The sequence below is a fragment of the Blastococcus sp. CT_GayMR20 genome, assembly GCF_004570345.1.
Map to the genome: position 1 here is coordinate 17,871 of NZ_SPQM01000062.1, position 10,726 is coordinate 28,596.

Below are 10,726 nucleotides of genomic sequence, written 5' to 3' on the forward strand. Positions count from 1 at the left end.
CCGGGCACGCACGACCATTGAGGAGCACCGACCGCCCGTGAGCAGCGCTGCCAGTTCCCGATCCGCGGAGTCCTCCTTCGCGCACCTGCACGTCCACACCGAGTACTCGATGCTGGACGGCGCGGCGAAGCTCCCGGAGGTCACGAAGGCCGCCGCCGAGCAGGGCATGCCGGCGCTGGCGATGACCGACCACGGCAACGTCTTCGGCGCCTACGACTTCTACAAGCAGGCCACGAACGCCGGCGTCAAGCCGATCATCGGCATGGAGGGCTACTACACGCCGGGGTCCCGGTTCGACCGGGCGCCGTTCGACTTCGGCGACAACCTCATCGACGAGGAGGGCGACGGCGGGTCCAACCGCGGCAAGGCCGCGTACACCCACATGACGCTCCTGGCGCGCACCACCGAGGGCATGCACAACCTCTTCCGGATCTCCTCGCTGGCGAGCCTCGAGGGCCAGTACCGCAAGCCACGGTTCGACCGCGACCTGCTCGAGCGCTACGGCTCGGGCCTCATCGCCACCACCGGCTGCCCGTCGGGCGAGGTCAACATGTGGCTGCGCGCCGGCAAGGAGGACCGCGCCCGGCAGGCGGCGGCCGACTTCCAGGACATCTTCGGCAGGGAGAACTTCTACGCCGAGCTGATGGACCACGGCCTGTCCATCGAGAAGAAGACCCGGCCGGCGCTGCTGGCCATCGCCAAGGACCTCGGCATCCCGCTGCTGGCGACCAACGACCTGCACTACACGCACAAGGAGGACGCGCAGGCGCATGACGCGCTGCTGTGCATCCAGACCGGGTCGCGCCTGAACGAGACCAACCGCTTCCGCTTCAACGGCGACGGCTACTACCTCAAGAGCGCCGCCGAGATGCGGGCCCTGTTCACCGACCTGCCCGAGGCCTGCGACAACACGCTGCTGGTCGCCGAGCAGTGCGGGGTGGAGTTCACCGAGGGCGCGGACCTGATGCCGCGGTTCCCGCTGCCCGCGGGTGAGGACGAGACCTCGTGGTTCGTGAAGGAGGTCGAGCGGGGGCTGCACAAGCGGTGGCCGAACGGCATCCCCGACCACGTCCGCAAGCAGGCCGACTACGAGGTCGGGATCATCTGCCAGATGGGCTTCCCGGGGTACTTCCTCGTGGTCGCCGACTTCATCAACTGGGCCAAGGACCAGGGCATCCGCGTCGGCCCGGGCCGCGGCTCGGCCGCCGGCTCGCTCGCCGCCTACGCGATGGGCATCACCGACCTCGACCCGCTGGCCCACGGCCTGATCTTCGAGCGGTTCCTGAACCCCGAGCGCGTCTCCATGCCCGACGTCGACATCGACTTCGACGACCGCCGCCGGGGCGAGGTCATCCGCTACGTGTCGGAGAAGTACGGCGAGGAGCGGGTCAGCCAGATCGTCACCTACGGGACGATCAAGGCCAAGGCCGCGATCAAGGACGCCGCCCGAGTGCTCGACCGGCCCTACTCCGTCGGCGACGAGTTGACCAAGCTCATGCCGCCGGGCGTGATGGGCAAGGACATCCCGCTGTCGGGCATCTTCGACCCCAAGCACGACCGCTACAAGGAGGCCTCGGAGTTCCGGGCCCGGTACGAGTCCGACCCGGGTGCGGCCGAGGTCATCGACCAGGCGCGCAAGCTCGAAGGCCTCAAGCGGCAGTGGGGCGTGCACGCCGCCGGCGTCATCATCGGCCGCTACCCGCTCATCGACAGCGTCCCGATCATGCGGCGCGAGTCCGACGGCGCGGTGATCACGCAGTTCGACTACCCGACCTGCGAGACGCTCGGCCTGCTCAAGATGGACTTCCTGGGCCTGCGCAACCTGACGGTCATCGACGACGCGCTGCGCAACATCGTGATCAACGGCAAGGAGGCCATCGACCTCGACGAGATCAGCAAGGACCTCACCGACCCGGCCACCTACGATCTGCTGGCCCGCGGCGAGACCCTGGGCGTCTTCCAGTTCGACGGCGGGCCGATGCGGTCGCTGCTGCGGTTGATGCGGCCGGACAACTTCGAGGACATCTCGGCCGTCGGCGCGCTCTACCGGCCCGGCCCCATGGGCGCGAACTCGCACACCAACTATGCGCTGCGCAAGAACGGCCAGCAGGAGATCACGCCGATCCACCCCGAGCTCGCCGAGCCGCTCGAGGAGATCCTCGGCCAGACCTACGGCCTGATCGTCTACCAGGAGCAGGTCATGGCGATCGCGCAGAAGGTCGCCGGGTACTCCCTCGGCAAGGCCGACCTGCTGCGCCGCGCGATGGGCAAGAAGAAGAAGTCGGTCCTGGACGCCGAGTACGTCGGCTTCGAGGCCGGCATGAAGGCCAACGGCTTCTCGCCGGCCGCGGTCAAGACGCTGTGGGACATCCTCGTCCCGTTCGCCGACTACGCGTTCAACAAGGCGCACTCCGCGGCCTACGGGCTGATCTCGTACTGGACCGCCTACCTCAAGGCCAACTATCCGGCCGAGTACATGGCCGCCCTCCTCACCAGCGTCGGCGACGACAAGGACAAGCGGCCGGTCTACCTGGCCGAGTGCCGACGGATGGGCATCAAGGTGCTCCCGCCGGACGTCAACGAGTCCTCGGCCGACTTCACCGCCGTCGGCACCGACATCCGCTTCGGACTCGCGTCGGTGCGCAACGTCGGGCACAACGTGGTCGAGGCGATCGCCCGCGCCCGCGAGGAGCAGGGCGCGTTCAAGGACTTCGCCGACTTCCTGCGCAAGATCGACGCCGTGGCCTGCAACAAGAAGGTCATCGAGTCGCTCTGCAAGGCCGGCGCCTTCGACTCCCTCGGGCACTCGCGTCAGGGACTGGTCGCCGTCCACGCCAACGCCGTGGACATGGCGATGAGCCTCAAGCGCAAGGAGGCCGAGGGGCAGTTCGACCTGTTCGGCGGCTTCGGCGGGGACGGCGAGGCCGACGACCCGTTCGGCGGGGCGATGGACATCGCCATCCCGACCGCGGACTGGTCGAAGTCCGAGCGGCTGGTGTTCGAGCGGGACATGCTCGGCCTCTACGTGTCCGACCACCCGCTGCACGGAGTCGAGCACGTCCTCGCGGCCAACGCCGACACCCCGCTCGCCGAGATCATGGCCGGTGGCGTCGAGGACGGCGCGAACGTGACGGTCGCCGGCATCCTGACCGCGGTCGGCCCGCGCACCAACAAGCAGGGCGCGCCCTGGGCGATCGCGACGCTGGAGGACCTCGAGTCCGGTCTCGAGGTGCTGTTCTTCCCCAAGACATGGGCGCAGGTGTCGGACAAGGTCGTCCGGGACCAGATCGTCGTGGTCAAGGGGCGGATCAGCCGCCGCGACGACCAGCCGTCGCTGTTCGCCTCCGAGGTGAGCATCCCCGAGCTCACCGAGGGGCCGCGCGGCCCGGTGCTGGTGTCCATGCCGGCCGCACGCTGCACCCCGCCGGTCGTGGAGCGCCTCCGCGAGGTGCTGGGCAGCCACCCCGGCACGACCGAGGTGCAGCTGAAGCTCGTCAACGGCAGCCGCGAGACCGTCCTGCGCCTGGACCAGGGCCTGCGGGTGCGACCCAGCACCGCGCTGATGGGAGACATCAAGGCCCTGCTCGGCCCGACCAGCGTGGCCCTGCTCTGAGCCGGGTGAGGTTCACTGGTCCGGTGAGCAGCACTCCGCCGCCGGCGCAACCGGATCCGACCGGTCCGTCCGGCGGCAGGCTCCGGGCGCGACTGACCCGCCGGACGGGGGCCATGCCCGCCGCGTCGGCCTACTGGCGCGGCTGGCCGGAGGTCCGGACCGACCTGCGCAGCTCGGTCACGCTGGTGCTCGCGATGGCCCTGGCCGGCGTGCCGGCCGGGCTGGTCTGGTGGTGGCTGGCGCCGAGGGCCGATTTCCGGGTCACCGACTCCGGTCCGGTCGCGGTCGGGAAGCCGTCGTCGGAACTCCTGGTGGCCGACGACGTGGTGTTCGCCCTCGTGCTCGCGGGCACCGGCCTGGCGCTGGGCGCGGCCGCGTGGTTCCTGCGCCGGCGCCGCGGGGTGGCCACCGTCGTCGCGCTGGCCCTCGGAGCCTGCCTGACCGGGGTGGTGGCCTGGCAGCTCGGCGAGCTCCTCGGCGCCGGCCCGACGGAGGCCCAGCTGACCGACGTGGGCCGGCTGGTGACCACGTCGCTGACGCTGGGCTCGCCCCCCGCGCTGGCCGCCGCACCGTTCATGGCGCTCGTGGCCTACGTGGCTGCCGCCCTCTACGCCCCCGGCGACGACCTCGGGCGGACCGGGGACGTGCCCGTCCCCGAGAGCGTCGAGCAGCCGTGGAGCGAGCCGGCCCGGCTCAGTTGACGGTCATCGGGGTCGCGAACTGGTGCAGTGGCACCGGCACCGCCCCGATGGTCTGCAGCAGGGTGAGCTCGCGGCGCAGCAGCCGGGTCTCCATCGCCAGTCGCCGACGCGTCGCGGACTCAGCCAGCAGCGCCTGGCGGTCCTCGGTCGTGAGCAGGGCCGTCGACGCGACGAGGTAGGACAGTGCCGTCGGGTCACCCGCGACGGCGTGCAGGAGGACCGCGGTCTCCGCGTCGACCACCGGCTCGTCGTCGTCCTCGCCGCCGGAGCCGAGTCCGGCCACCTCGGCGACGTACCGGGTGAACAGCGTCCGGACGCCACGGGTCAGCACGTCCATCGAGCCGCGGGCCACCGAGGCGACCACCTCGTCCAGCTGCTCGTCGCAGATCTCCGCATCCGCGCCGGGCGTCCCGGGCAGGGCCAGGCCGTCGCTGTTGGCAGCCGCCTCCTCCGCGGCCTCCTCCTCGGCGAGCCACTCCACCTCGCCCTGCAGGTACGGCGGGTCCTCGCCGACGACGACATCGAGCAGCCGGAAGCGGGCGCCGCCGACCGTGACGATCCGGAAGCCGCCGTCGCTCTGCGGGCGCACGGCCTGCACACGGGCGACGCAGCCGACGTCGTAGAGGGCCTCGGCGGGGGAGACCTCCTCGACCTCCCAGCCCTGCCGGATGGCGACGACCCCGAAGCACCGGCGGTCACCGGTCTCGGGGTGGCTCAGCAGGTCATGCATCAGGCGCCGGTAGCGCGGCTCGAAGATCTGCAGCGGTAGCACCACGCCGGGGAACAGGGGCGTCCCGAGCGGGAACAGCGGGATCAGCTCGCCCATGGCCGCAGCGTACGGGGCCGGCACCGCGGAACCGGCCTCCGCCGTGGCTCGCCGGGCAGGCTCGATAGCCTGAGGAGTCCGTCGCACCCCGCCCTGCTCGTCCACCCCCACCCCGGAGGCTTCCGTGCTCGCCCGCATCGACCTGCGTGGGTCCGCGCTGCCGGGGGCCCGTGAGCTCGCCGGCCTGCTGCCGCGGGCCGGAACCGACATCGACTCGGTGATGGCGACCGTCCGCCCGCTGTGCGAGGACGTCCGGATCCGCGGCGCCCAGGCGGTCCGCGAGATCACCGCCCGGCTCGACGGCGTGGACGCCGAGGACTTCGCCGTTCCGCAGGCGGCGCTCGACCGTTCGCTGACCGAGTGCGACCCCGCGCTGCGGGCCGCGCTCGAGGAGACCATCACGCGGGTCCGGAAGGTGCACGCCGACCAGCGCCGCACGGACGTCACGACGGACGTCGTCCCCGGCGGGACCGTGACCGAGCGTTGGGTGCCCGTCCGGCGGGTCGGCCTCTATGTGCCCGGCGGCCTGGCGCCGCTGCTGTCCAGCGTCGTCATGAACGTCGTCCCGGCCCAGATCGCCGGCGTCGAGTCGATCGCTGTCGCCTCGCCGCCGCAGCGCGACCACGGCGGGCTCCCCGACCCCGGTGTGCTGGCCGCGTGCGCGCTGCTCGGCATCACCGAGGTCTACGCCGTCGGCGGGGCGCAGGCCGTCGCAGTGTTCGGCTACGGCGCCGGCACCTGCGAACCGGTGGACATGGTCACCGGGCCGGGCAACGTCTACGTGACGGCGGCCAAGCGGCTGCTGCGCGGGCTGATCGGGATCGACTCCGAGGCCGGCCCGACCGAGGTCGCGATCCTGGCCGACGACACCGCGGACCCTGCGCACGTGGCGGCCGACCTGATCAGCCAGGCCGAGCACGACCCGCTGGCCGGCGCGGTGCTGGTGACCCCGAGCGAGGCGCTGGCCGAGGCCGTCCTGGATCTCGTGCCCGGTCAGGTGGCCGCGACCAAGCACTCCGACCGCATCACCGTCGCCCTCGACGGCACCCAGTCGGGGATCGTGCTGGTCGACGACCTGGACGCCGGGCTGCGGGTCGTCGACGCCTACGCCGCGGAGCACCTGGAGATCCAGACCCGGAACCCGCGGGAGGTCGCCGCGCGGGTGCGCAACGCGGGGGCGATCTTCGTCGGCGCCTGGTCGCCGGTGTCGCTGGGCGACTATTGCGCCGGGTCCAACCACGTGCTGCCGACCGGGGGCTGCGCGCGGTTCTCCAGTGGGCTGTCCGTGCAGTCGTTCCTGCGGGGCATCCACGTCGTCGAGTACGACCAGCAGGCGCTGGCCGCCGTCGCGGGCCACATCGACGCCCTGGCCGGTGCCGAGGACCTGCCGGCCCACGCCGCCGCGGTGAGGATCCGGCAGCGCCCGTGACGACGATGGACGAGCTCCCGCTGCGGCCGGAGCTGCGTGGCCGCTCGCCCTACGGCGCCCCGCAGGTGCCGGCGACCCACCGGCTCAACACCAACGAGAACCCGTTCCCGCTGCCGGCCGAGCTGCTCGCCGACCTGGGCGCGGCCCTCGGGCACGCGGCGCTGGAGCTGAACCGCTATCCGGACCGGGACGCGGTCGAGCTGCGCGCCGACCTCGCCACCTACCTGTCCCGCAGCAGCGGGGTGCCGGTGGCGCCCGGGCAGGTGTGGGCGGCCAACGGGTCCAACGAGGTGCTGCAGCAGATCCTGCAGGCGTTCGGCGGAGCCGGGCGGACGGCGCTGGGCTTCACGCCGTCCTACTCGATGCACCCGATCATCTCCGCCGGCACGGGCACCGCCTGGGTCGACGGGCACCGCCGCGACGACTTCACCATCGACGCCGCCGCGGCCGCCGCACAGGTCCGCGAGGTGCAGCCCGACGTCGTCTTCGTGACGAGCCCGAACAACCCGACCGGCACCGCAGTCGCGCTCGACACGATCGTCGAGATCCACGACGCGACCTCGGGGATCGTGGTCGTGGACGAGGCATACGGGGAGTTCGCCCGCGTCGGCACGCCGTCGGCGCTGACGCTGCTGGCGGACCGGCCGCGGCTGATCGTGAGCCGGACGATGAGCAAGGCGTTCGGCATGGCCGGCCTGCGGCTGGGCTACCTGGCCGCCGACCCCGCCGTCGTGGACGCCCTGCAACTGGTGCGGCTGCCGTACCACCTGAGCTCGCTGACCCAGGCCGCCGCACGGACCGCGCTGGCGCACACCGACGCGCTGCTGGCCACGGTCGAGGCGGTCAAGGCGCAGCGCGACCGCATCGTCGCCGCGTTGCCGGGGATGGGCCTGACCAGCGTGCCCAGCGACGCGAACTTCGTCCTGTTCGGTCACTTCGCCGATGCCCACGCGACCTGGCAGGCGCTGCTCGACCGGGGGGTGCTCGTCCGCGACGTCGGCCTGCCCGGCTGGCTTCGCGTCACCGCCGGCACCGCCGAGGAGACCGATGCCTTCCTCACCGCCCTGGGTGAGGTGGCGCCGGAGCACCGCGGCTCTCTGGGAGGATGACCGGCATGAGCCGTACTGCACGCGTCGAACGCGCGACCAGCGAGACGAAGCTGGTCGTGGAACTGAACCTCGACGGCACCGGGTCCAGCTCCATCAGCACGGGCGTGGGCTTCTACGACCACATGCTGACGGCGCTGTCCAAGCACAGCGGCATCGACATCTCCGTCCAGGCCGACGGCGACCTGCACATCGACGCACACCACACCGTCGAGGACGTCGCCATCGCGCTGGGCCAGGCCTTCGCCGAGGCGCTGGGCGACAAGCGGGGGATCACCCGCTACGGCGACGCCACCATCCCGATGGACGAGGTGCTCGCCCAGGCGGCCGTCGACCTCTCGGGCCGGCCGTACTTCGTGCACGCCGAGCCCGAGAACATGACGCCGATGATCGGGCCGGACTACCCGACCAGCCTGACCAAGCACGTGCTGGAGTCCTTCGCGTTCAACGCGCGGATCAGCCTGCACGTGCGGGTCCTGTACGCCGGCCGGGACGCCCACCACATCGTCGAGGGCCAGTTCAAGGCGCTCGCCCGCGCGCTGCGCGAGGCGGTGGCCATCGACCCGCGGGTCACCGACGTGCCCTCGACCAAGGGCGCGCTGTGACGCCGTGACCCTCGGGCTCGTGCTGCTCCTGGCGGGCGGCTTCCTGCTCGGTGGTGCCTGGAGCGTCTGGCGCACCGACGAGGACTCACCGGACCGCGGCGGCCCGCAGGTCGCACTCGCCGTCGTCCTGCTGGTCGCCGCCCTGATCGCCACCGCGGCCGGCATCCTACGCATGGTGTGACCGGCTCGATCCTCGTTGAGGTCAGCGCCGGGTAGAGCAGGATCTCGGTGCCGTCGGGGCGGTAGGTGCGCCATCGGCCGTCGGGTGGTCGTTCGGCCCGGAAGCCGTCGTGAACCTCGGTGTGACCGAGCCGTCGGCGCGCCTGAACAGGCTGAGCGACCGGCCGTCGGTGGGGCGGGCTCGGACCGTCGGGGTCGAGCCGGGACAGGTAGTGGTGGACCCGTGCGCGACCTCGTGGTGCTGCCGGGCGCTGATCCGCAGTCAGAGGCTTGTCCCACATTGGCGTCCCCCTTGACGAAGTATCGGGAATCCCGAAGGGGCGCCGACCGCTGATGGGTACCGTGGCAGGCGTGAAGAAGGTGGCGGTCCTCGACTACGGGTCGGGCAATCTGCGCTCGGCCGAGCGGGCGCTGGAGCGCGTGGGCGCCGACGTCACCGTGACCTCGGACGCCCGGGTCGCGTTCGACGCGGACGGCCTCGTCGTCCCCGGCGTGGGCGCCTTCGCCGCCTGCATGGACGGTCTGCGCGCCGTCGACGGGCCCCGGATCATCGGCCGACGGCTGGCCGGCGGCCGCCCGGTGCTCGGCATCTGCGTGGGCATGCAGATCCTGTTCGACCGCGGCGTGGAGCACGGTCACGACGCCGAGGGCTGCGGAGAGTGGCCCGGGGTCGTCGAGCAGCTGAAGGCGCCGGTCCTGCCGCACATGGGCTGGAACACGGTCGACGCGCCCGCGGGCAGCGTGCTCTTCGACGGTCTGGCCGACGAGCGCTTCTACTTCGTGCACTCCTACGGTGTCCGCGACTTCCCGCTGGCCGCGGACGGCCCGCCGAGCCCGCTCGCCAAGCCGCTGGTCACCTGGGCCGAGCACGGCGACCGGTTCGTCGCCGGCGTGGAGAACGGGCCCCTGTCGGCGACCCAGTTCCACCCGGAGAAGAGCGGCGACGCCGGGGCCCAGTTGCTGACGAACTGGCTGAACACGCTCGACTGACCTGCGGCGGGCCGCCGGGATCGAGCCGCCTGCTCACCTAGGGTGACGCCGTGCCACCGCAGCGGTCATCCCGCGGCACGCCGTCGGCCGGCCGCCTCCCCGGGCGCGCAGCGGGCCTCGTCGTCGTCCTCCTGCTCCTCGGCCTGTCGGTCTGGAGCGTCGCCTCGCTCCAGCCGCCCGACCCGGCTCCCGCTGACGCCCCGGCCGCCGACTTCAGCGCCACCCGCGCCTTCGCGCACGTCGAGCAGATCGCGTCGGAGACGCACGTCGCCGGCAGCGCCGCGAACGACCGTGTGATCGAACGACTGGTCGGCGAGCTGACCGACCTCGGGCTCGAGCCGCGGGTCCAGAACTCCGTCGGTGCCCGCGCCTACGGCTCGGGCGAGGCCCGGATGGCCCGCGTCCGCAACGTCGTCGCGGTCCTTCCCGGCACCGACCCGACCGGCCGCCTGTTCCTGACCGCACACCACGACTCCGTGGAGACCGGACCCGGAGCTGCCGACGACGCCGCCGGCGTGGCGGCGCTGCTCGAGACTGTGCGGGCCCTGACGACCGCGGAGCCGCTGCGCAACGACGTCGTCGTGGTTCTCACGGACGCCGAGGAGGACTGTCTGTGCGGCGCCGACGCCTTCGTGGAACTCCATCCGCTGGCGGTCGCGGGGGGAGTGGTGCTCAACCTCGAGTCCCGCGGCACCCGTGGCCCGCCGATCATGTTCGAGACGTCGCGCGGCAACGCCGGCCTCACCGAGGCCTTCGCCACCGCCGCTCCGCATCCGGTCGCCAGCAGCTTCGCCGTCGAGGTCTACCGGGTGCTGCCGAACAGCACCGACTTCACCGTCCTGGTCGACGACGGCGGGTTCACCGGGCTGAACACGGCGTTCATCGACGGCGCCGCCGGCTACCACACCCCGCAGGACGTCCCGGGGCGCCTGGACCGCGGCACGCTGCAGGCGCTCGGCGACAACACCCTGGGCATGGCCCGTGAACTCGGGAACCGTGACCTCGGCCCGCTCGCGCAGCCGGGCGCCGCGGACGCGACGTACTTCCCGGTGCTCGGCGAGCTGGTGCGGTACTCGGACGGCCTCGTCCGGCCCCTCGCGGCGGCCGGCGTCGTGGCGGTCGGTCTGCTCGTGGTCGTGGTCCGGCGCCGGGGCCTCAGCTCCCTGCCGACGACGGCGGGCGGTGCGGCGCTGGCCGTCGTCCCGCTGGTCCTCGCTCCGCTGGCGGCGATGGGGCTGTGGGAGCTGCTCGCGCTGATCCGGCCCGGGTACACCCC

Annotated in this window: 9 protein-coding genes; 8 read left to right on the forward strand and 1 reads right to left on the reverse strand. The window is 72.4% G+C overall.

Annotation, left to right across the window (positions count from 1 at the left end; all coding sequences use genetic code 11):
- Positions 1-37 precede the first annotated feature (37 nt).
- Together dnaE and E4P40_RS15035 are read left to right on the forward strand one after the other, a co-directional pair.
- Positions 38-3,613: a DNA polymerase III subunit alpha gene (dnaE, locus tag E4P40_RS15030; RefSeq protein WP_135159359.1), complete on the forward strand. Its 3,576-nt coding sequence runs from the start codon at positions 38-40 to the stop codon at positions 3,611-3,613.
- A 23-nt stretch (positions 3,614-3,636) separates the two neighbouring features.
- Positions 3,637-4,314 carry a hypothetical protein gene (locus E4P40_RS15035; RefSeq protein ID WP_135159360.1) on the forward strand — a complete coding sequence of 226 codons (678 nt, stop codon included), beginning with the start codon at positions 3,637-3,639 and terminating at the stop codon, positions 4,312-4,314.
- On the opposite strand, the gene E4P40_RS15040 is transcribed toward E4P40_RS15035, so the two are convergent.
- Complete coding sequence (locus E4P40_RS15040) at positions 4,307-5,140, reverse strand: LON peptidase substrate-binding domain-containing protein (RefSeq protein WP_135159361.1); 834 nt, start codon at positions 5,138-5,140, stop codon at positions 4,307-4,309. The two genes, E4P40_RS15035 and E4P40_RS15040, sit on opposite strands and share 8 nt — an antisense overlap.
- Positions 5,141-5,264: 124 nt before the next feature.
- Between E4P40_RS15040 and hisD the strand changes: the two genes are divergently transcribed.
- From hisD to E4P40_RS15065, 6 genes are all read left to right on the forward strand, one after another.
- Complete coding sequence (gene hisD, locus E4P40_RS15045; protein ID WP_135159362.1) at positions 5,265-6,569, forward strand: histidinol dehydrogenase; 1,305 nt, start codon at positions 5,265-5,267, stop codon at positions 6,567-6,569.
- 5 nt (positions 6,570-6,574) lie between these two features.
- Positions 6,575-7,678, forward strand: coding sequence for a histidinol-phosphate transaminase (locus E4P40_RS15050; RefSeq protein WP_245160362.1), 1,104 nt, complete (start codon positions 6,575-6,577; stop codon positions 7,676-7,678).
- Positions 7,679-7,683: 5 nt separating this feature from the next.
- Positions 7,684-8,280, forward strand: a complete 597-nt coding sequence (gene hisB / locus E4P40_RS15055) for an imidazoleglycerol-phosphate dehydratase HisB (RefSeq protein ID WP_135159364.1) — start codon at positions 7,684-7,686, stop codon at positions 8,278-8,280.
- 4 nt (positions 8,281-8,284) lie between these two features.
- Positions 8,285-8,461 carry a hypothetical protein gene (locus E4P40_RS28115; protein ID WP_167762248.1) on the forward strand — a complete coding sequence of 59 codons (177 nt, stop codon included), beginning with the start codon at positions 8,285-8,287 and terminating at the stop codon, positions 8,459-8,461.
- 350 nt (positions 8,462-8,811) lie between these two features.
- The gene (gene hisH, locus E4P40_RS15060) at positions 8,812-9,450 is read left to right on the forward strand and encodes an imidazole glycerol phosphate synthase subunit HisH (RefSeq protein ID WP_245160361.1); all 639 of its coding nucleotides are present in this window, start codon (positions 8,812-8,814) and stop codon (positions 9,448-9,450) included.
- Between the two features lie 50 nt (positions 9,451-9,500).
- On the forward strand, positions 9,501-10,726 hold a 1,226-nt coding region (locus E4P40_RS15065; protein WP_135159366.1), incomplete at its 3' end, for a M20/M25/M40 family metallo-hydrolase.

What these genes read in the sequence shown, in the direction of transcription:
- hisB (WP_135159364.1), top strand. Translation starts at nt 7,684, where the DNA reads ATGAGCCGTACTGCACGCGTCGAACGCGCGACCAGCGAGACGAAGCTG.
- E4P40_RS15040 (WP_135159361.1), bottom strand. Translation starts at nt 5,140, where the DNA reads ATGGGCGAGCTGATCCCGCTGTTCCCGCTCGGGACGCCCCTGTTCCCC.
- E4P40_RS15050 (WP_245160362.1), top strand. Translation starts at nt 6,575, where the DNA reads ATGGACGAGCTCCCGCTGCGGCCGGAGCTGCGTGGCCGCTCGCCCTAC.